Source organism: Acidaminobacter hydrogenoformans DSM 2784, assembly GCF_900103005.1.
GTDB lineage: Bacteria > Bacillota > Clostridia > Peptostreptococcales > Acidaminobacteraceae > Acidaminobacter > Acidaminobacter hydrogenoformans.
Genome location: NZ_FMWL01000007.1, coordinates 21,558 through 43,666, shown reverse-complemented (window position 1 = coordinate 43,666; position 22,109 = coordinate 21,558). Strand labels below are relative to the sequence as shown.

Here is a 22,109-nt window from a genome sequence, read left to right as displayed (position 1 = left end):
TCTCCCCAACTGCCGCAGGCGCGACAGCCAGAGTGACTCACTTCCTCATTTTTTATCCTTTATTGCCCAACCTTTACGCCGGCTGAGCGTCCTTACGCTTGCTGGCCCGCAGACGGTCCTGCTCATCCAGAATGCGCTTGCGCAGACGAATAGCCTCAGGTGTAATCTCCACCAGCTCGTCCATCTCAATAAACTCAAGCGCCTCTTCCAGCGTAAACAGTCGTGGATCAGGCACTCGCGCCGCGTCGTCCGAACCAGAAGCACGCATATTCGTCAGCTTCTTGTTCTTGCAGATGTTGACCACCATGTCGTCACGGCGGCTGTTCATGCCAACAATCATCCCTATATAAACTTCCTGAGCAGGCTCCACGAATATTTCCGCGCGCTCACTCAAATTCGAAATCGCATACGCCATAGCTGTACCCGCCTGCTGCGCGATCAGAACGCCATTGTTGCGCCCCTGAATTTCTCCAAAGTGTGGCTCAAAGCCCTCAAATGAACGCACCAGCGTACCTTCGCCACGGGTATCATTGATGAACTCACTTCTGTAGCCCAGGAGTCCACGTGTCGGCGCCGCATATTCCAGGCGCGTATAGCCCTCTTCAGAGTGCATCAGCAGCATAGTGCCCTTTCGCTGGTTCAGTTTTGAAATGACCGTACCGCTATAGACATCCGGCACGTTGATCAGCACTTTTTCCACGGGCTCGCAAAGACGGCCATTTTCCTCATGAAGGAGAACCTCCGGCTTGGAAACGCCAATCTCATAACCTTCACGGCGCATGTTCTCGAGCAGAATCGAAAGATGCAGCTCACCGCGACCTGAGACCTTGAAGCCCTCTTTGCTCTCGAGCTCCTCAACGCGTAGTCCCACGTTGACCTCCAGCTCACGGTCAAGGCGGTCCTTGAGGTGACGGGACGTCAGGAATTTTCCGCTGCGGCCGCAAAACGGAGAGTCATTGACATAGAAGTTCATGGAAAGCGTTGGTTCCTCGATCTCGATCAAAGGAAGCGGCTCAACAAAATCCAAGGCACAGATGGTCTCACCAATTGAGATATCCGGAATCCCTGCAATTGTCACAATGTCCCCACTTGTGCCAAAAGGCTTTTCAACCCGGGCGAGCCCTTCGTTGACAAAGACCTTCGCAATCTTGCCGCGCACGATCTCGCCATTTTGCTTAGCTACGGAAACCGTCTGGCCCCTGGAAATCACACCGCGCTTGATCCGGCCAATGCCGAGGCGCCCAATGTATTCGTCATAAGCCAGAGAGGACACCTGCATTTGAAGCGGTTCAGTGTCAAGATTCGGATAAGCCTCCACGTGCTTGACAATCGTTTCAAAAAGCGGCTCCAGATTAGTGCTCTCGTCGCCCATTTCATGCTTTGCAATCCCCTCACGGGCGATCCCATAGACAATTGGGAAATCAAGCTGCTCGTTCGTTGCCCCAAGCTCCACGAAAAGGTCAAACGTCATGTCGACGACTTCTTCCGCACGCTGGTCGCGCTTGTCAATTTTATTGATAAAGAGAATCGGTCGAATCCCTTGCTCCAGCGCCTTGTGGAGAACAAACCGCGTCTGCGGCATAGGCCCTTCGCTGGAATCCACCAGCAAAATAGCCGAATCCACGGTACGCATGATTCGCTCCACCTCAGAGGAGAAGTCAGCATGGCCAGGCGTATCAACAATGTTGATCTTCACCCCGCTGTGTTCAATCGCGCAGTTCTTGGAGTAGATCGTGATGCCGCGCTCACGCTCGAGGTCGTTGCTGTCCATGACGCACTCGACAACTTCTTCATTGGCTCTGAAGACGCCGCTTTGGGACAGCAGTGCGTCGACCAGGGTCGATTTGCCGGCATCGACGTGTGCGATGACCGCGAGGTTCAAAATGCCTTGCTTTATGCTTGTATCTGACATGATTCCATCCTTCATTCTTTTAAAAAGCCCGCTCATCCAAAGTCGGGAGCAGGCGAAGTAGTTTGTCAACCTTTTTATTATATAATGAACTGCTCTTATGTTCAAGCAAAATCTTGTTAAGCCCGACCACCTAAAACTTCAGCGTACAAAGGTCCCCGTCCAGCCCATAAGGATTATCCGGATACCGCCTCACTGAAAAATCCAGCTTTCTGAAAAAAGGCGACTTCTCATGTGGCACCCTGATCTTCAGCACTGTCAAATCCCGCCGGCTCTCCCTCAGCTCTGCGAACACCGCCCGGGCAGTTTCCAGCTGCTCCACCGACTCCAGCAGCGCGAAATGCTGAATCTCAGCCTCTCCTCGAACCGCCTTGGAAAGACCAATTATGCCGATGGTCCCGGCATCCCCCTCCCCAACCACAAGGTACATCCTGCTCTTAAAGTTGGCATACAGGGCTTCAGAAATACTTTTCACCTTGCCAAACGTGGCCTCTGGGATCGCAATCTGCATCAGCTCGAATAATCTTTCATCCGTATATAAAAGATATGTTTCCTTTGAATCCAGTGTCTTGAGTATCACTTTGTTGTGCCCCTTTTTATCTTAAAGAAAACGCCCCAATTTTAAGGAGCACTTTGTATGCAAAACGACATTGATAAAATACATGTCATCATATCACATCCACCACCTGTCCGCAAGTAGGTCAATGAGGGTATATAGGTAACAAATCCTTAGTTCACACCCCCCAAACCATCCAACCTCGTATTAATCTCCCAAGAAAGGAGCCCCACTATGCCAATTGACGCTATGTTACCTCAGCAAACCGCCCTGAACGAAAGCGCAAAACGCTGGGTGAACGCACGCCAGTCCCACCTTGATGAGCTGCCGCCCCTCCCCCTGGAAGCCTTAAATCCCAAGACGTCCGTCCTTGTCATCATTGATATGACAAATGGCTTTGCCTTTGAAGGCCCCCTCTCAAGTCCAAGAGTCGGCGCCCTGGTGCCAGTTATTAAAGACCTGGCTAAGGCTTGTCTAAATAAAGGCATCCCCGTTATTGCCCCCTCTGACCATCACACGCTTCAGGCGGAGGAATTCAGCGCCTACCCACCGCACTGTGTCTCAAATACAGAAGAAAGCGAACTGGTCAGTCCGCTGAAAGCACTGAGCGGCATTTTAACACTTCCCAAAAACTCTACCCAAATCTGGCATGCCCCAGCCTTTCAAGCCTGGTTCAAAGAAAACGAGAACCGCAGCACCTGGCTCCTGACCGGCGACTGTACCGACATTTGCGTCCTTCAGTTCGCACTGGCGCTCAAAACATATTATCAGTCAGAAAACAAGCCTTCCCGGATCATTGTCCCTGTCAACGCCGTCAACACCTTTGATACCCCGGATCATCCCGGTGACCTGTATCATTTGATTGGGCTCGACCTGATGGCTGCTGGCGGTGTAGAGCTGGTTCGTCGAGTCAACTGATTTGCTCACAAAAAAATCTCTCATTCAAAAGAAGGCAGTTAGCAAGACCTCACGACCAAAATTGTGAGGTTCTCTCTAACCGCCTTTTTGCATGTCTATCACGTCATTAGAGGAAGTACCAGCGTCATTTCTGTCCATTCCCCTGGGGTGCTGTCCGCTGACAGTCGGCCGCCATGCTGTTCTGAAATCGCCCTGGCTATGGCAAGTCCAAGGCCATACCCGCCAGAGCCCTTGGTTCTCGACGCGTCCAGTCTGACAAACCGGTCAAAAATCGCTTCCAGTCGATCCGCCGGAATCCCCTCTCCCGTATTCCGAATCCGCAAGCAGGCCTTGTGCTTTTCACGGGTCAGCGACACCGTAACCCGGCCACCTTCAGGGGTATACTTCACAGCGTTGTCAAGGAGAATCACCAGAGCCCGCCGCAGCCCTTCCGGATCACCTTTGACCATCCCCACCTCCTCCAGTGCAACTGAAAGTTCAACACCATGCTCGAAAAAGATCGCTTCATAGGTCAGAAGGGCTTTCTCGAGGAGTGCCTTCAGAGAGACTTCAATCTTCACGGGCACGCCCACGTGCTCCAGCTTCGCCAGATCCAGCATATCTGTGATGAGCGCTGCCATATGCGTTGTTTCCTGCTTGATGCCATGGATCCACTGGGTCGCCCCGCCCTCCCCAGTCATGCGTGCGTCATTAGTGCTCTCCAGAAGCGCCAGCTGAGTCTGAATCACCGTCAGCGGCGTTCGCAGCTCATGTGAGGCATCCGCCAAAAACTGACGCTGCTTTTCAAAAGCTTCCTGAATAGGACGAACCGCTCTGCTGGCAAAATAGACACTGACCCCAAACAGGATCAGCAGACTGGCGCCCCCTACCCAAAGAAAGACCATCAGCAAATCATTCAGAGAGTCATGAAGCGGCGTTCGGTCAAGTAAGACTATCTTATAGCCAGCAGGCGTTCTCTCAACCAAATAATCGTAGGATTTTTCGCCAATTTTAACTCTTCCAAATGTCCGTCCAGAGTCCGGGTTTGGTACTTTATCAAGTACTCTATCAAGTGCTTTATCAGGTGCTTGATCCACCTCTGAGCTGAGCGCCATAGAACCTTCTTTTTTAAGGATCTTGTCCACCGCCACCTCCAGAGACGGTTCATCCACCTCCAAATGGGACAAGACAAACAAGAGACCACCTTCTTGATCCGTTTCGACAATCAGGCTGCCAAACGTCTCCCTACTTTCGGGGAGCACTTTTGGGGGCGCCCTCATAATCTTCTCTAGGGCAAACTGGCTTTGACGGTTCATGCTGTTCGCCGTCAGTCCGTAAATCGCCCCAAAAATACCCGCAAAAACAAGAACGAGCAGACTCATGATCAGGAGGACAAACCGCCACTTCAATTTTCGAAACATTGTCAGTCCCCCATTCCCAAGCGGTAACCTACGCCCCTGAGCGCATTGATGCTCACCCCAGACTCAAGGAAGCTAAGTTTTTTTCGTAAAAAGCTGATGTAGACCTCCAGCGTGTTGTGCTCCACCTCAGCGTCGTACCCCCACACACTAATGATAATGTCGTCCTTTGGCATCACATGCTGAGGCCGCTCCATCAACAGTTTTAGAATCTCAAACTCCTTTAGCGTCAGCTGCACCTCACCTTTGGGACCTGTTAATATCAGGGTTCCAAAGTCCAGCGTCAGATCACCCACGACCAGACCAGGCTCAAGGACCGGCTCCCCTTTTCGCCTTGTCAGCGCCCGGACTCGAGCAAAAAGCTCCTCCGTCGCAAAAGGCTTGGGCAAATAATCATCCGCGCCTTCGTCAAGCCCCCGCACTTTGTCAGCCACCTCGCCCTTGGCGGTCAAGAGGAGGACCGGGGTGGCAATGCCGCTGGACCGGAGGTTTTTAAGCACTTCGAGTCCATTCATTTTAGGCAGCATGAGGTCCAGCAAGATCACGTCGAAGCGATCCGACAGGGCTGCATCCAGCCCTGCAGCCCCGTCATAGGCTGCTTCCACTGCTATTTTTTGCTTGCGCATCAGCGTACAAAGCGCCTCAGATAAAGCGCGCTCGTCTTCGATCAACAAAACTTTCATAATTTATTAAGCCCCCATCTGCGTCGAGCCTTGCAATCTAACTCAAATCCTCGCTCCTGCTGATTTAAACCAATTTTACCAGAGAAACCTGAAAGGAAGTTGAAAATTTTCCTTTGCATTACCCGTTTTTATTTCAATCCCTCAAATTACAGAACAATTGAAAAGAGGCTGTCCTGCGGGTTCATTTCCGCGGGAGGCAGCCTCTTTCTTTTAGGTTTTTTTGCCGATGGTCACCCACCGCAAGGTCCTCATCACTCAATCTGAGTGGTCGCCTCAAGATGATCCAGCGCCTCTCTCAAATGGATTTCGACCCATTTCGCAGCGCCCTCCCCATCACGGTCTTTCGCCGCTTCGAGGATCTTGTGGTGGTGTTCCTGGGAAAGCCTGTTGTATTCCTCATTTGACAAATAATATCTCAAATAGCGGTCAATGCTCCGGTGCATCATATTGATCTGCTCCATCAAATAAGGGTTGTCACAATGGCTGATCAAAATATGGTGGAATTCCTGGTTGTGGGCACTGATGCCTTTCGCGGTCGTCTGCCGGTCAATTTCTTCAAGCGCTTCCTCTGCCCTTGCCAGCTCTTCGTCTGTTAAATGGGGAACGGACTTCCTCATAGCGCCAACTTCAAGGAAAATTCTGGTTTCGAAGCGTTGCCGGACCCTTTCAGGATCCCACATGCTGACCACAGCGCCACGGTTAGGGATCATGGTGATCAACCCTTCCGTTTCCAGGGTTCTGAGCGCCTCTCTGACTGGGATCAGACTGCTGTTGAACCGCTTGGCAATCTCCTCTTGCTTCAGGTGGCCCCCTAACGGAATTTCACCACTCAAAATGGCTTCCCGGAGCTCCTCTGAAATAACCAGCGGCAAATTGAGGAAGGTCTTCGAACGCTTGATAGGCTTTGACTTTGATGCAGACCTGGAAGACCCACGCTTTGTAGTTGTCTTGGCCTTTTTGCCAGACGCTGCCTCAGGCTTTGCTTCAGTTGAATCCGTCATTTTTTTCGGCATGGTCATTGTCCTCTCAAGATTTTTTCAATGTTTCACCAGCTATTTCTGTGAGCAGCCTAACACCGCTCCGTTTGATGCATTTTATAAGATGTGTTAATTATATCGTATTTTTGGTCACCTTGCTTTATAATTCACAAAATTTGTTCTGAATTATTACGGTTCAATAGTGAATGGCATCCGCCCAATAAAAAAACGCGCTGACACATGGAGGTGGATTTCCCACCTGCAAAGCGCCAGCGCGAACAGGATGATCAATTTAATAACTTTGTTTCAAGTCCATACGCCCAACAGCGAATCGACCGTAAACTCTTAGTACTTGGAGTATTGAACTTTCTCAAGCTCTGGATCATAGAACTCACCAAAGAGCTCTTCGTCAGACGGAGAATCCGGCTGGTCGAATTCCTTGGAGACCCATGTCACGTTCATGTAGTGGTGAAGGTGAACGTTCTCTGAGGTCGCATTGCCTGCCCAGGTACCGCAGCCAATGGAAGATGTCATAGGCATGCCGTTGTTCATGCTGCCGGAGTTTGCCTTGGACTGAGGCTGTCTGACCATGATGCGTCCAACACGGGCAACCATGGCAAGTCTGTGAATGTGGTCCTCGTCAAAGGAGAAGATCCCGACGGAGTGGCCAATACCGCCAACTTCGTGAATCGCCATAATTGCATCTATAGCATTTTGGAACTCACCTTCATATTTGTGTACTGCGAGAAGTGTTGTGAGCTTCTCACGACACCATACGCCTTCGAGGGCGTCATTGAATATGCCAGTGCCGTGGGAGGCAATCAGGAACTTTCTGTCTTCCGGAATTTCAAAGCCAGCCGCTTTTGCCATATCCTGCGGGGAAAGCGCAACTGTATCTGCGAGTCTGTGAAGCTCGTCGTCCCACATTGCCTTTCTTATTGCTTCCTGCTCCTCTGCAGACAGCATGTAGCCGCCAACAGCAACCAGTTCATTAAGCGCCGCATCCCATATCTTCTCGCTGATCACAATGTTGCCATCTGCTGAGCAGCCTGAGCCAAAGTCAGACGTCTTGGAACGCATAGTGTTGAACGCAGCTTTGTTCAGGTCCTGGGCAGCAGTTTCGTCCCAGATCATAGTCGCGTTGCCCGCGCCGACCGCATATGCAGGCGTGCCTGACGTATAGGCGCGGCTGACAACGCCCTGACCACCCGTGGCTACGACGAGGTCACACTTTGACATGAGCGCTTCAGAAGTTGCTTTGTTGATTTTAGCCTTTTGACCGAGAATCTGAACGAGATCCTCAGGCGCACCTACTCTTCTGAGACCTTCTCTCATGAGCTCAATCGTTTTAGCACTGGTCTTCTTTGTACGTGGGTGTGGCGAGAAGATGATGGCGTTTCTGGCTTTGATTGCGTAGATTGCGTTGCCAGCTGGTGTCAGGTCCGGATTGGTCGCAGGAATAACACAAGCGATAATGCCCACTGGCTTAGCGTACTTGACAATTCTCTTTTCTGGCACTTCTTCAATAATACCGACAGATTTCTGTCTGAGGCAGTCACGGAGAATACCGCGGATTTTGAAGCGCTTTGCTTCGCGGCTGACTGGATCGCCAAAGTTACTTTCTTCAATACCCATCATGACGAGCTCGTGGAAGTTATGTGAATTGGCAACGATTTGAGCTACGGATTGAATCGTTCTGTCAATTTGCTCCTGGCTCCAGGTCTCGAATTCACGCTGTGCTTTTACCGCTTTGGCATAGGCCTCTTCGATTTCATCGATAGCATCCTGCCCGAGTTTCAGTTCAGCATAACGTGCTTTCATGTCAACATTCTTGCTCATTCTTGTTCCTCCTCGTAATTGTAAATATCTTGTGTTTACTTGGCCAACCCGTTAATTTCGGTACAATTATTTATTAAAAGTCCTCTTTGCAATAGTAGCCTGTTTGGCTATTCGCCAAAGAGATCCTTTTTAACAACGTCCACCGGCATTTGATGCCCCGTCCAGATTTCAAAAGCTTCCGCGCCCTGCCAGATCATCATGGGAATGCCGTTCATAGTCTTACAGCCAGCGTCCTTAGCCATTTTGATCAGCTTCGTTTCAAGCGGGATGTAGACTATATGCGCCACGAAAAGGTCCGGTCTGAACACTGAAGGATCATTAACCGTAGACTTATCGATTAAATTCTCCTCCTGGCCTTCTGCATTAGTAACAACCTTGTCCATCCCAAGCGGTGTGCAGTCGATCAGGAGATCCGCATTCTTAACAGCTTCAACAACAGCTGCCTCGTTGTATACTACGCCTATCGCATTAACGGATTTGATATTCTCGTGAATGGTCTCGAGAAGCTCAGTCACTTTCTCCGACTCAACGTCAAAGATCGTCATATCCGTAATCCCTGATAGGGCAACCTGAACACCAACCGCCCGGCCTGCGCCGCCGGCACCTACGAGTACAACCCGCTTTCCAGCGAGATCGAAGCCCTCTTCAGCAAGGCCTTTGACGAAGCCTTTACCATCTGTGTTGTAACCAACGAGTCTGCCATTATCGTTGTACACTGTATTTACCGCGCCAATCATTCTGGCCGCCGGATCAACTTCGTCCAAATATTGAAGAACCTTCTGCTTGTGAGGCATTGTGACGTTGAACCCCTGAGCGTGCAGCGCCTTCATTGCCTCAAGCGCTCCAGGAAGAAACCCATCCTCAATTTCAAAAGCGAGGTAGGCATATTCAAGCCCAAGCGCCGAGAAGGAAATGTTGTGCATACGCGGTGAACGACTGTTTTTCAGCGGATACCCCAGTAGACCTGTCAATCTGTATCTGCCGTCAATGCATTTGATCATTTTGCATTCTCCTTTTCGTGGCTGATTCTCTTGTTCGCCATGAAACCATGTCACTATGTAACCTGGTCCTATATAATGCACAGAACAACTTTACTCTGCGTACATCATGCTTTTTGAATAATATCCGAGCTGTCTGGAAATCTGGCGCGAAGCATCCAGCACCAGCTTTGCGAAATATTCCGTGTCCGCTGGGAAACGAAATTTGGGACCGGAAATTGATAAGCATCCAATGACCTTTTGAGAAGCGTCATAGATTGGTGCGGCCACACAGCCTACTTCATAATCCTTTTCCCCAACGCTGACGGCATACCCCATAGACCTGATTTTCTCAAGCTCTAAAATAAATTCCTCAGGGTCCGCTATAGTCAGCTCTGTGATCTTTTCCAGACGTCCTTTCATAAGCTCCCAAATCTCCCTGTCCATAAACGCCAGGATCGACTTGCCTGTAGCTCCTGCCCAGATTGGATAGCGCTCACCAATTCTTACCGTTCGCTTAATTGCTAAAGGACTTTCAACCTGGTCAAAGCAGATTCTGTCATAGTGATCCAGAAGATAGAGGTTCGTTGTTTCCTTGGTCAGCTGGGTGATATTTTCCATAAAAGGCCGGCTCACCGTTCGAATATCCAAACTATCCTTAGCGATGAGTCCTAAATAATATAAGTTGTGACCCAGTTTGTAATGGTTCGTCCTGAAATTCTTCTCTATAAATCCTTCAGACTCCAAAGCCCCAAGCAACCTCAAGGTCGTAGACTTCGCAAGTCCAATTTTTTCCGAAATTTGAGTCAGGGAAAGCTCGCGGTCATCCCATGTAAACGCCATTAAAATGGATAACGCCCGCGATAACGTGCGTACTGTAGGTTCACTTTTGACGTTTTTGACTTCCGACATATGGATTCTCCCTCACAATAGAGCTATGCTCTACAAAAGATGATTCATTAGTTATAGACTTAAGCTTTTGCCGATGGTGATTGCTTCCCAGAAATACCCGCCGCAGGCATGTGAATCGCGACAAGCGCCACAAGACCTATACTTCCAACGGCCATAAATCCGGCGGTAAGTCCAAACCGGCCACTCACCATTCCTATAAGGATTGGACCAATAGTCATGCCAATTGCATAAACCGATTGATAGAATCCCATAGCACTCGATTTATAAGCGAGCTCAACATCCTTGATCGCAATGCCCATCAACAGCGGAAAGGACAATGAATTTCCAATGCCACTAATGAACATAACCGGAAAGAGCTGCACATAATGATTCAGAAAAGGTGTCAAAATACAACTCACCGTCACCAAGGCAAACCCGGCGGACAAAGTTGCCTTCTCCCCAAAACGGTCGCGGATCACAGTGCCCGCTAAGGCCGCAAATAATATTTGAGGCAGCATGAATAAAATATTGAATAAATTGAGGTGAAAGCTCTCAGCGCCAAGCTCTGTTGCCAGCAGCGGCGTAAAACTGTACACCGTTGAAAAGGTGATGAGCTGCGAAAGAAGTCCCAGCAGAGATACAGAAACCAGTCTTCTGTTTTTATAGAGCTGTAGAATATCCTTGAATCTAAAGGTTGCTTTTCTTGCGTCTTTTACACCAGTCTCCTTGAGTTTAAAGGCAATGACCAATGCGACGGCGCCCATAGCGACACTCAGGGCAAAGGCAGCCCGAACACTGAACGCAGCAACCACAATGCCGCCAACAATAAAGGCTGTCAATTGGCCAAATCTATTGGTCGAATTGATAATGCCAATGGCCTTTGTCGATTCTGAGCTCTTAAAGTACTCTGAGAACATTACGGTAATATTGACCCACGTCGCCGCTGCGACGCCGGAAAAGAATCTGGCGACAATCAAGGTCTCCGGGCTTGGTGCAAGCAGTACCAGAAGAGGACTGACCACCGTCATGGAAACGCCTGTCAGCACAAAGATCTTGCGCTTTCCAATGTAATCCGAGTACAAACCTAATGGGACTCTAAGCAGCACCTGACTCAGTCCATAAGCACCGGAAATTAAACCAATGGTCTGCATGGATGCCCCAATTTGGCTGGCATATTTTGTTAGCTGGGGTATGTAGGCATATTGCGAAAACCAAAAGGCCCCTGTCATAAGACAAAACAATATGATGTGACGCTTGCCTTGCGTCTTAAGAGACGAATCCGTCATAGTGATGACCTCTTTTCAATAACCGCGGTATCATCATGCAACGGCCTATTTTGTGAAAATCCGGTGGAACGCGCAGTCGCGCTCCACCGGACTGGTACGTTAAGGCCTAAAGCTCCTCAAGACCTTCAAATGTTCAGTTCGTTGGAATTACTTCGCTTCTTCGGCAGCTTTGAGGATGCCGTCAACGAGGTCTTGACCAATCTTTTCTGCGATAGAAGGATAAACCGTTGCTGCTGCAGCTTCCATCTCGGCTCTGAGCGCGTCAGAAACTTCAACGATTTCTGCGCCGCTGTCCGTAATGATCTTGACTCTGTCCGCAACACGAGCGTCTGCCTGCTCACGAGCGAAAACACTTGCTTCGTCAACTGCTTGGTCTATGATCGCTTGAACGTCAGCTGGAAGGCCTTCATAAAGCGCTTTGTTAGTAACGAGCTGGATCGCGTGGAACATATGGTTCGTGTTTATGACGTACTTTTGCTGCTCAAAAAGCTTGGCGGAAACGATAACTTCATAAGGGTTTTCCTGAGCATCAATGGTGCCCTGCTGGAGGCCAATGTAAACTTCTGAGAATGCCATTGGTGTAGGGTTCGCACCAAGTGCCTGCCAGTAGCCGAGGTGGTTAGGGTTTTCCATAGTTCTGATCTTCTGGCCTTTGAAATCAGCGAAGCTTTCAACTTTTTTGTTCGTGGTCATTGTTCTGAAGCCCTGGTCAGCAAAGCCGAGAAGCTTGAATCCAGCTTTTGCGTAAGCTTCGTCAAGTTGACTGATGAATGGACCGTCGAGCACTTTACGCGCGACTTCAGCATTCGGGAAAACGTTTGCCATATCAAATACGGCGAGTTCAGGAACGAAGTTGACCATAGGCGCTGTTGTCTGGATTACGAATTGAACGTCGCCAAGCTGAACGCTTTCTGCGACTTCACGGTCAGAGCCAAGCTGGCCGTTCGGGAATACTTGAAGCGTGATTTTACCGTCTGAAAGCTCTGCGAGCTTGTCAGAAAATGCTTTTGCGTAGATAAACGTGACGGTGTCTTCAGGGCTGTCAATACCAACGGACCAGGAATAGCTCTCCATTTCAGCCGCAGGCGTTTCCCCAGATGGCTGCTCCGCAGGTGCCGCAGGCTCCGTTGTGCCGCCGCCACATGCCGCGAGTGAAAAGACCATTGCGAGGACAAGTAAAATGCTGACTAATTTCTTCATGTTTTTCCCCAACCTTTCTTTTTTTTGTTCTTTTTCTCTATACATCAGCCCAGTGAAAGGACCATCCTTCCACAGGGCAGTGTACCTCATTGATACTGCTTTTGGGATCTCTTAAAGAAGCGCGAGAGAAATTGCAGGTATAAATGTGATCAAGATCAATGAAACAATGAACATGAATATGAATGGCATAGCCTCTCTTGCAATATCAGCAACCGGTACGCCCGTAAAGGAGCTGGTGACGAACAGGTTGATGCCAATAGGCGGTGTAACGAAGCCAATCGCAAGGTTGACGACCATGATGACGCCAAAGTGAACTGGATCTACGCCGAACGCGGTAACAATCGGCAACAGAATTGGGGTTAAGATCAGGATAGCTGGAGTGGTATCCATAACCATACCTACCAGGAGCAGGAAGACGTTGATGATAATCAAGACGGCAACTTTGGATGTAAAGGTCGACGTAATGGCCATAGCAATGGCCTGAGGGACGTTCATCAGCGTGAGGACACGTGCGAAGCCGAGGGCTGCCGCTATGATGAAGAGAATTGGTGCGTAGGTGGCGACACCTTCTGTGAAAATCTTGATAATCTGATTGAATTTTAAGGATTTGTAGATGAACAAGCTGACAAAGAATGCGTAATACACTGAAATGACCGCTGCTTCAGTTGGTGAAGCGATTCCTGAGTAAATGGAGCCCAGGATGATGATTGGTGCAAGCAGCGCCCAGAAGCTTTCCTTAAAGACTTTGACAAAGCCTTGGGATCTGAGGGCATTGTAGTTTGCCATAATCTTTTCTTTGTCTTCGCCTTTTTTCTTACAGTAAAAGTAGGCATAGCCCATTAAGCACAGACCTATTAAAAGACCTGGCAGGACGCCGGCGAGAAAGAGCGCGCCAACAGAGGCGCCGGATGCCATACCATAGAAGATGAAAGGAATACTCGGTGGAATGATGACGCCAAGACCGCCGGCAACGGCGACCAGCGCTGTTGAGAACACCTTGTCATAACCAAGGTTTACAAGGAGCGGAATGGTCATGGAACCGACCGCAGCTGCAGTGGCAGGACCTGATCCGGAGATCGCGCCATAAAACAGGCAGGTCATGACAACGGCATTTGGTAGTCCGGCCGTTCTATTGCCTATGAAATAAGTAAATACATTGAACAGTTTTTTTGAAATCCCGCCGCGGGCCATGATGATCCCGGAGAGGATAAACATAGGTACAGCGAGGATTGGAAAACTATCAACGCCTGCCAGCATTGCCCGTATGACCATTTCTGGTGATGCCGGGAACGTGGAATCCATGATTCTAGGTAAAATGGCGGTCACGCCCAAGGTCGTTGAAATAGGCAGCGCCAACAAAACTGCTACCAGAAAGAACAGAAATAATGCTACTGGTGACAAATGAATCCCTCCTTACTTTTTTTCAATGTGTTCAAATTTCTTCTTCAACATTTTTGGCAGCGACACGTACAAAGCTCTCTAAGATTCTGAAGACCGCCAGGCCAAAACCGACAACTGCTGCATAATGCACAAAATACATTGGGATCTGAAGCGCCGGTGTCAACTGGCCACTTTTGATGGTAGATTGAACGACATTGAAGGAATAACGGAGGACATAAGAAAAGAAGGCTAAGCTTATAATTTTTGAGAGCAACAGGAGCACTTTTTGAGCCACTGGAGGAAGCAAGTGAAGAATCTGGTCAATTTTAATAGAACTGTGATGCTTGATACAGTAGGCTATGCTGAGGAACGCGGACCAAACGAAGAGGTATCGCGTTAATTCCTCTGACCAAGGTAAAGAGTTGTTGAAGATATAGCGCATTGCGACCTGGTAGCCCATGACCAAAACCATGATGATCAGGAAAATCGTCAGCAGAGCTTCTTCAAAGTGTTGATTTAACCAGCGAATAACACGCATTTTTTCACCTCTTTTTCAATGTCTGGATCTTGATCCAGCGGGGGTTGGAAAAGTTAAACAAAGAAGGCAGGGCGGGCCGGGGATTTGTTGCCCGCCCTAAATTTTATGTGGTCTTGCAGGAAAACGCTTTATTATTCAGTGGCAACGTGCTTGGATCGTGCCGCTTGACCGCCTATGAGTTTGCCTTCAGCGACATTGTCTTTTGGCGAGTAAATGTCGTTGATGTTCCAGATGCCGTCTGTAGGAACAGGGATGTTCTCCATAGGAACATCGATCAGATAAGGCTCGTTGGATTCGAGGGCTTCCTTGAAAACTGCCTTGAATTCATCCGCGCTGCTGATGCGACTACTCTTAACACCATACCCTACAGCGATCTCAGCCCAGTTGACACTGTAGCTGGAGCCATCCGGCTTACGGAAGACAGTGCCAAAAGTGTGATTGTAGTGTGACGCTTCAAGACCTGCAATGGTTCCGAATGCATTGTTGTTCATGATGACCCAGACCACCGGGATGTTGTATTCTACTGCCGTCGCGAGTACGGAAGGGTTTGCGCCAAAGCCGCCGTCGCCAACCAAGGTGATGACTTTTTTATCCGGAGCTGCAAGCTTGGCCCCCAGTACAGCGGCAGGACCGAAGCCCATAGTAGCAAGTCCGCCCGGGTGAAGGATTGTGTCTGGCTGCGTGATGTCAAACTGCTGGCTGACACCGTTTTTGTTCCAACCCACATCCGTTGCAATGATGCCATCTTCAGGGAAGACTTCGCGGACATCTTTCAGGATGCGCTGCGGTGTCATTGGGAATCTGCCGTCATTGGAAATCTCGACGTTAGACGCTTTGAACGCAGCTTTATTTTCAGCGATTGCTTTTTTGAGTTCAGGGCGCTGAATGCCTTCCGGCTTGAGCTCTTTTGCGGCTTCGAGTATCGCTTTAAGCGCTTGCTTAGGGTCAGCAACCGCACCAAGGGCTACAGGATAGTTTCTCCCAATTTCAGCTGGCTCGAGGTCCACTTGAATAAACTTCGTCTTTTCAGCATTAAAGGTAACGTCGTTGTACCAAGAGCTGCTGTCTGCCTCTGCAAAGCGGGTGCCTACACCAAAGATGACATCTGCATTTCTCGTGATATCGTGGACGAAGTCACAGCCCCAAAAGCCTGTAACACCAACGTTTAAAGGGTGAAGGTCAGAAAGCGCGCCTTGTCCCATGAGGGTTCTGGAAACCGGGATCTCCAGGAATTCAACCAAAGCTTTGAGTTCCTCACTGGCCTGAGAAATAAGAACCTGGCCACCCACATGGATGACTGGATTTTTAGCTTCAATAAGCATCTTAGCATATGCCTGGGCAGCTTCTTTGGAAAGTGCCGGACGAATGGTTACTGGATTGTCGTGGTAAGTTCTTTCAAAATGGCTGGTGTCCAGCTCTCTTGAGAACATATCCATAGGGACTGAGATCAGGACTGGTCCAGGTCTGCCGGACTCAGCAAGTCTGAAGGCTTTGTCGAGAATCTCCGGGAACTGCTCAGGTTTATCAATTCTCCATGCTCTCTTGACAAATGGTCTGTAAATTTCGTATTGGGCGCCATCCGCATGCATGTTGACTTCCTGATGCGGGTGTTTGCCATAATAGTAGCTTGGAACGTCTCCAGCAATGACCACCATAGGAATGGAGTCAAGGGAAGCGTTGGCGACACCTGTTGCTGCGTTGGTGAGGCCTGGTCCGAGGTGACAAAGGACGACGCTGGCTTTTTTCGTAAGTCTGGCGTAAGCGTCAGCCGCGTGTGCCGCAAGCTGCTCGTGTCTTACGGAGATGAACTTGAGTTTAGCGTCCTTTAAAGGATCCAGCATAGCAATGACCGTATGGCCGCAAAGTCCGAAAACGTGTTCAACGCCTCTTCTTTCAAGATAGTCAACCAACTGCTCAGAAATCAATTTTTTCAACTTTATATCTCCTTTCCAACATGTCCCAAATTTATACTAAGGATTTTCCTGCTTTTAAAATGAAGCTTGATACTTCCCTGCCTACATAGTCCTGTACTTTCTTGGCGAGGGTGATCAGCTTGTCGAGGTCATAGTCCGTGCGTACGCCCATGGCGTTGACCATATGTACGACGTCTTCTGTAGCAATATTGCCGGATGCGCCCGGCGCAAACGGGCATCCGCCCAGTCCGCCAAAACAGGCGTCAAATCTTGTGATGCCGGCCTGCATGCCAGCGACCACATTCGCAAGTCCCATGCCGCGGGTATTGTGGAAGTGAAGGTTCCAAAGGATCTGAGGATACTTCTCTTTGACAGCTTTCGCGTAGTCGTAGACTTGCTGTGGGTTGGCCATCCCTGTGGTATCAGAAAGGGATAATTCTGTGACGCCAATTTCAAGATAGCTGTCTATGATGGGATAAATGTCTTCAATAGGGATAATGCCTTCATTTGGATAGCCAAAGCCTGTGGAGATGGCGCCTGAAAGAACAATCCCTTTGTTGGCGGCGAAGTTTGCGACTTCCGCAAAGCCTCTGACGGCCTCCTCAGGTGTCTTGTTCAGGTTGCTCAGGGAATGTGCCCTGCTTGCTGAAACGGTGAGCTTTGCTTTCATGATGCCGTTTGCTTCTGCGCGTTCAACGCCCTTGAGGTTCATGATCAGGGCTCTGTACTCAACGCCGTCAAAGCGCTTAAGCTTTCTGGCCACTTCGTCTGTATCCGCCATTTGCGGGACAGCTTTAGGATGGACAAAGGATCCAACTTCAATGATTTTCGCACCTGCAGCGACGACTTCTTCAATCAGCTCCACTTTCTGGTCGACCGTCAAAAGCTTTTCTTCGTTTTGAAGACCGTCTCTTGGACCGACTTCACAAATCTCAATGTAATCCACTTTGTTGTATTCGGAATTCTGACTCATTTATGCACCTCATTCTTTTTAATGCCAGAAGCAGTAATCACTTTCTAATTCATTCATACCGTTATAAGCTGGTTCAAAACTTATTTAAGTTCCATCTAATGGAACTGCATTCAACTGAGCGAAATTTGTATTCAGAATATCACCGTTTATTCAAAATGTCAATTCTGTTTTTCACAATAAATCAAGAATTCTGACGATTCGTTTTATAGATTTATGGCGTCGTGCTGCCTGTTGCTACACGTCTTTTCTTGGATGTGCTTCAAAATAAGCTTTGGCTGTCGCGAGACAACGTCGCGCGTGCTCTGCGTAGCCAAACTCACGGACACGCTGAAGGTTTGGAAGCTCAATGGAATATGGCATTTCAGGCATGCTGTGAATATATGACGCTACATCAATGCCGCCTTCGCCCACATAAGAGCGGGCTTCCCGGAGAATTCTGGTCATCTCATCATGCTCTGTTGGAATTTCAACCGGCGCGTCACAAAGGTGCGCGAAGTGGAACCAAGACTTAGGCAGCTTTGCAAGCTCTTCTGCCGCTTCTCTCGATCTGTGGATGTGGTGGACATCTATCATGATGCCGGCATTGTCCCTGTTCACTGTCTTAAGGACATCAACGGTGCTTTCAAGAGAATTGACTGCTGCAATTGGGACAAATTCAAGGTCTACTGTGAGACCATATTGTTTGGCAAGGTCGCAGACCTCTCCAAATTTCTCAAGATAGTATTCGCGATTTGGGGTCCAGATGCTGCTCAGAACATGCTTTCCACCAAGTTCAGCAGCGACCTCCATTGCCGGTTCATATTTCTTTGGATCCATCCCGTCAAATATTCTTGCGAGTTCAATGTCAAGAAGCTTGACGCCAGTTTCAGCCAAAGCCGTTTTGGTCAGCTTCATCATTTCCTTATTGACGGCGAGATCATAATTTGGTTCCCCAGGGAGCCCCATATAAATTGGTCTCAAGCTGACGTAGTCGTAGCCAGCCATTGATGCTATGTAAGTCATTTCAGGCGGCGGGCAACCCAATACGGTGAGGTGTGCTAAAGAAAACTTGCTGTTCATTGACATTCTCCTCCACTGGTTAATTGCTATTGATTTCTTGACATAAAAAACACGCAGCGCGGATCATGCTTTTATTAAGAAGGATGATGGTCTACGTGATCGAAGTTTCCGTTATAAGTTCCACTGAGTGAAACTCGGTGTCGTTTTTTATCTTGATTAAAGATTACCACCGTTTCCTATTCGTTGTCAATACTTTTTTCCATTAAACAGTTTTATATTCCGCCAGGCGGAACAGTTTGGTGTGTTCAAAAGATTTACTCTCCCATTGGTCAAAAAAGTGGGCTCAAACCGACCAAATAGCCGTTTGAACCCACTTTCTAAATATTCCCTGAAAACTATAATCCCATCAATTCTCTGTTCCCGTGAAGCAAACTCAAAACATCATCCAACAGTTCAACAGAGATCTGGCCAGGCGCGGTGGCTTCTCCTGCTGCACCATAGGTCATTGAAGAACCAAAGACTTCCCCAGCGAGACGACTTAAAAGTCCGGAGGGCGACATGGCGGTTGTGACAATAGGCTTGTCACCATATCTCGAAGCTGTTTCATACGTCGCGTTAAGTAAGGTGAGCAGATCATCCGCTGTATTTGGCATCACCGCAATTTTTGATATGTCCGCACCCAGTGCTTGCATCTTCATCAACGTTCTGATTAAAACGGCCTTCTCTGGCGTGCTCTTAAAATTATGGTAGGAACCCATAACAAGGATTCCCGCCGTATGGATATGATGAATGTTCTCTTCAACGACGTCAGGCCATGAGATCATAGCCACATCCACCATGTCAACCAAACCGCTTTCTGCAGCAAAATGGTTCAGTCGAGTATAGTCCTCCATAGAAATCTCCCTTAGTCCACCTTCTATGAGCGTTCTAAAGGAAAAAATCAAGATCTTATCTGGAAACAGCTCGCGAAGCGCTTTAAGTACTTTGAAGATTTTTTCTTCTTCGAGGATCTCCTCATAAGCATCAGCACGCCATTCTATGACATCGATAGGTAATTTGAGGAGGCTCTGTGCTTTTTCAATAATGGCAGCATCTGTTTTTTCAATTATGGGGACAATGATTTTGGGACGGCCCTCACCAATGGTCACGCCTCTAACCGTATATACCTTTTTCATAATTTGCACACCTCGTTCGTAAATTTTGATTTTCCATATCTTTTTCAAAAGAATAAACTCAAGTTATGTCTGACCAAAACAGTATACACGCACTGCCACCTTTTTACAAAAAAATAAACGCTGGGGAGGCGTTTATTTTTCTGGTGTCTATATTAATTGAAAGGTTGGCGTGGATTTATTAAAGTGCATTATGGACTATGTTGAGTACGACGTCCAGTTCTTCCACTGGAATTTGCCCAGGAGCCGACACTTGACCTACAGCACCAAAAGTCATTGCTGAACCGAAAACTTCGCCCGACAGCCTGGTTATCACACCAAGGCCGCCCATTGACATAGCGACGACTGGCCTATCAGCATATTCTGTTTGCATTCTATTCGTTGCCCGCATTAATTTCAATACATCTTCTCTATTGTTTGGCATAACGGCGATTTTAAGAATGTCCGCATTCATAACTTGCATCTTTTTTAGCCTAAAGATAATCTCTTCCTCAGATGGCGTCTTCTGAAAGTCATGATTCGAGGCTATGACTTTGACCCCATATCCATGGAAAGATTTAATAAGCTTTTCAACGGTCTCATCACCCAACATTATTTCAACATCTATGAGATCCACAAGACCCGTTTTAGCAATCTCATTGTTTAAATTGACATATTCATTAATTCTTATTTCTTTTTCCCCACCTTCTGATTTCGTCCGAAAGGTGAACAGGATAGGCATTTCTTTAAGGGTGTCTCGCAACTGAGCAAGTGTGTTCAGCAGTTTCACCGAATCGAAAACGTCTTCGTAAAAGTCAACGCGCCACTCAATTAAGTCGATCTGCGCGAGGTCCATGCTGAGCGCATTGCCTAAAATCTCACTGCGAGTTCTTCCAACGATTGGCACAATGACGTTAGGCTTTCCTTCGCCAATCGTCAAATCCCTAATCTGAACAGTCCGAATCATTTTAGACCTCCATTCTTTCATCTTAAAAGCGCTCATCAAGCGGAGGCCTTCAGATCTTTCTTTTGTTTCCATTTTTTATAGGTCTCTGTTTGAGTTGTAAACATAACCACAATCATTAGGAATAGCAAGAACGTTATTGGACTCGTAAAGACACTGCCAAATAATCCACCAAGGGTTTTCTTGAGTAAAATACCCCTTCTGTAATTCTCTTCAAGAAGTTTTGTCAAAATGATGCCCAATACTGCAGGCGCAACAGGGTAGTCAAATCTCTTCAAGAAGTATCCAAGAACACCAAATCCGAGCATCCAAAAGATATCATACAGGCTATTGTTGATTGCGTAGGAACCAACTACGGAAAGTATAATGATAATTGGCAACAAGATCCCTTTTGGAATTTCAACAATTTTGGTAAATATCTTGATCCCTGTCAATCCAAAGACAACAAGAGCAACACTAGCTATAACGAGACAGCTGACGATTAAATAGAACATGTCCGGTGTTGTAGTCATCAGACTTGGCCCTGGCTTTAAGCCATGAATTGTGAGTGCACCAATCATAACAGCTGTTACAGCATCCCCCGGAATGCCAAGTGTCAGCATTGGTATAAAAGCGCCACCTATGGCAGCGTTATTCGCTGCTTCTGGTGCAATCAACCCCTCAACAGCACCTTCACCAAAAGGCACTTCCGGATTCTTCACGGTTCTTTTCGCCTGATCGTAAGTCAACAGCGCTGCTATGTCGCCGCCGGCACCTGGCAATGCGCCTACGAGAACCCCAACAATAGAGGATCTGATGGTTAAAGGAATATATTTCTTGATGACATCAAAAGAAGGAATAATTTTGTCTATCTTTTGCTTAACTGCCTCGATATCTTTTGTCGTAATTTGTACTAAGGCTTCAGCAACCCCGAATAATCCAATCATAGCTACAACATAATTGACTCCTGGAAGTAAATATGTAATTCCAAATGTAAATCTTGGCGCTGCAGTCATTGAATCCATGCCTATCGTGCCCAAAAGCACACCCAATGCAGCCGTTACAAGACCTCTAAATATTGATTTGCTGCCAAGGCTTCCTACCATCATCATGCCCATAATACCTAAGAGGAGATAATCTACTGAAGAGAATTTCATTGCCAGTTTAGATACGACTGGTGCGAAAAATGCCAAGGCAATAATGCCAATTAGAGTACCAATTGCCGATTGTGAGGTTACGATCCCCATCGCCCTTCCGGCTTCCCCTTTCAAAGCCATTGGATAACCGTCCAGCGCCGTTGCGACCGCTGCCGGCGCTCCGGGAATATTAAGCAGTATAGCTGACCTGGAACCACCATATACAGCCCCTACGAAAACGCCAATCATAAGTGCGATCGCTGAATTTGTCTCCCAGCCAAATGTGAATGAGACAAGCAAAGAGACTGCCATAGTACCTGACAAACCTGGAATTGCACCAATATAGATGCCCGAGAATACACCAACCGCCACCAACACTAAGAGCAGAGGGTCAGCAAAAGGAACCAACAAATATTGAAAAACTTCCATATTGACGCGACCTC

The 22,109-nt window shown here is 48.1% G+C and carries 19 protein-coding genes; 1 reads left to right on the top strand and 18 read right to left on the bottom strand.

Features of this window, described 5'->3' with window-relative positions; all coding sequences use genetic code 11:
• Nucleotides 1-73: 73 nt before the first annotated feature.
• On the bottom strand, nt 74-1,912 hold the full coding sequence (typA, locus tag BLP63_RS08450) for a translational GTPase TypA (RefSeq protein ID WP_092590510.1): 1,839 nt from the start codon (nt 1,910-1,912) through the stop codon (nt 74-76).
• Nucleotides 1,913-2,042: 130 nt separating this feature from the next.
• A complete protein-coding gene (locus tag BLP63_RS08445) occupies nt 2,043-2,489 on the bottom strand; it encodes a hypothetical protein (RefSeq protein ID WP_092590508.1) in 447 nt (148 codons plus the stop codon).
• A 210-nt stretch (nt 2,490-2,699) separates the two neighbouring features.
• On the opposite strand from BLP63_RS08445, the gene BLP63_RS08440 reads away from it, so the two are divergent.
• Nucleotides 2,700-3,383 carry an isochorismatase family cysteine hydrolase gene (locus BLP63_RS08440; RefSeq protein ID WP_092590506.1) on the top strand — a complete coding sequence of 228 codons (684 nt, stop codon included), beginning with the start codon at nt 2,700-2,702 and terminating at the stop codon, nt 3,381-3,383.
• Nucleotides 3,384-3,481: 98 nt separating this feature from the next.
• Here the strand turns inward: BLP63_RS08440 and BLP63_RS08435 are convergent, their stop codons facing one another.
• The 16 genes from BLP63_RS08435 to BLP63_RS08360 form a co-directional block, all read right to left on the bottom strand.
• A complete protein-coding gene (locus tag BLP63_RS08435) occupies nt 3,482-4,783 on the bottom strand; it encodes a sensor histidine kinase (protein ID WP_092590504.1) in 1,302 nt (433 codons plus the stop codon).
• Between the two features lie 2 nt (nt 4,784-4,785).
• Nucleotides 4,786-5,463: a response regulator transcription factor gene (locus BLP63_RS08430; protein WP_092590502.1), complete on the bottom strand. Its 678-nt coding sequence runs from the start codon at nt 5,461-5,463 to the stop codon at nt 4,786-4,788.
• Between the two features lie 251 nt (nt 5,464-5,714).
• Nucleotides 5,715-6,476 (bottom strand): GntR family transcriptional regulator, encoded by a 762-nt coding sequence (locus BLP63_RS08425; protein ID WP_170829370.1) that lies wholly within the window; start codon nt 6,474-6,476, stop codon nt 5,715-5,717.
• Nucleotides 6,477-6,785: 309 nt separating this feature from the next.
• Nucleotides 6,786-8,279 carry an aldehyde dehydrogenase family protein gene (locus tag BLP63_RS08420; protein ID WP_242870848.1) on the bottom strand — a complete coding sequence of 498 codons (1,494 nt, stop codon included), beginning with the start codon at nt 8,277-8,279 and terminating at the stop codon, nt 6,786-6,788.
• A 107-nt stretch (nt 8,280-8,386) separates the two neighbouring features.
• A complete protein-coding gene (aroE, locus tag BLP63_RS08415) occupies nt 8,387-9,280 on the bottom strand; it encodes a shikimate dehydrogenase (protein WP_092590498.1) in 894 nt (297 codons plus the stop codon).
• Between the two features lie 90 nt (nt 9,281-9,370).
• Nucleotides 9,371-10,168, bottom strand: a complete 798-nt coding sequence (locus BLP63_RS08410) for an IclR family transcriptional regulator (RefSeq protein ID WP_092590496.1) — start codon at nt 10,166-10,168, stop codon at nt 9,371-9,373.
• Nucleotides 10,169-10,227: 59 nt separating this feature from the next.
• Nucleotides 10,228-11,433, bottom strand: a complete 1,206-nt coding sequence (locus tag BLP63_RS08405; protein WP_092590494.1) for an MFS transporter — start codon at nt 11,431-11,433, stop codon at nt 10,228-10,230.
• 147 nt (nt 11,434-11,580) lie between these two features.
• The gene (locus BLP63_RS08400; RefSeq protein WP_242870847.1) at nt 11,581-12,633 is read right to left on the bottom strand and encodes a TRAP transporter substrate-binding protein; all 1,053 of its coding nucleotides are present in this window, start codon (nt 12,631-12,633) and stop codon (nt 11,581-11,583) included.
• Between the two features lie 111 nt (nt 12,634-12,744).
• Nucleotides 12,745-14,034 carry a TRAP transporter large permease gene (locus BLP63_RS08395; RefSeq protein WP_092590492.1) on the bottom strand — a complete coding sequence of 430 codons (1,290 nt, stop codon included), beginning with the start codon at nt 14,032-14,034 and terminating at the stop codon, nt 12,745-12,747.
• 31 nt (nt 14,035-14,065) lie between these two features.
• A complete protein-coding gene (locus tag BLP63_RS08390; protein WP_092590490.1) occupies nt 14,066-14,551 on the bottom strand; it encodes a TRAP transporter small permease in 486 nt (161 codons plus the stop codon).
• 131 nt (nt 14,552-14,682) lie between these two features.
• Complete coding sequence (locus tag BLP63_RS08385) at nt 14,683-16,485, bottom strand: thiamine pyrophosphate-binding protein (protein WP_092590488.1); 1,803 nt, start codon at nt 16,483-16,485, stop codon at nt 14,683-14,685.
• Nucleotides 16,486-16,516: 31 nt separating this feature from the next.
• Nucleotides 16,517-17,437 carry a hydroxymethylglutaryl-CoA lyase gene (locus BLP63_RS08380; RefSeq protein ID WP_092590486.1) on the bottom strand — a complete coding sequence of 307 codons (921 nt, stop codon included), beginning with the start codon at nt 17,435-17,437 and terminating at the stop codon, nt 16,517-16,519.
• A 234-nt stretch (nt 17,438-17,671) separates the two neighbouring features.
• The gene (locus tag BLP63_RS08375) at nt 17,672-18,496 is read right to left on the bottom strand and encodes a sugar phosphate isomerase/epimerase family protein (protein ID WP_092590484.1); all 825 of its coding nucleotides are present in this window, start codon (nt 18,494-18,496) and stop codon (nt 17,672-17,674) included.
• A gap of 335 nt (nt 18,497-18,831) precedes the next feature.
• A complete protein-coding gene (gene aroD / locus BLP63_RS08370; protein WP_092590482.1) occupies nt 18,832-19,611 on the bottom strand; it encodes a type I 3-dehydroquinate dehydratase in 780 nt (259 codons plus the stop codon).
• 178 nt (nt 19,612-19,789) lie between these two features.
• The gene (aroD, locus tag BLP63_RS08365; RefSeq protein ID WP_330387120.1) at nt 19,790-20,554 is read right to left on the bottom strand and encodes a type I 3-dehydroquinate dehydratase; all 765 of its coding nucleotides are present in this window, start codon (nt 20,552-20,554) and stop codon (nt 19,790-19,792) included.
• A gap of 35 nt (nt 20,555-20,589) precedes the next feature.
• Nucleotides 20,590-22,095 (bottom strand): tripartite tricarboxylate transporter permease, encoded by a 1,506-nt coding sequence (locus BLP63_RS08360; RefSeq protein ID WP_092590480.1) that lies wholly within the window; start codon nt 22,093-22,095, stop codon nt 20,590-20,592.
• Nucleotides 22,096-22,109: the final 14 nt, after the last annotated feature.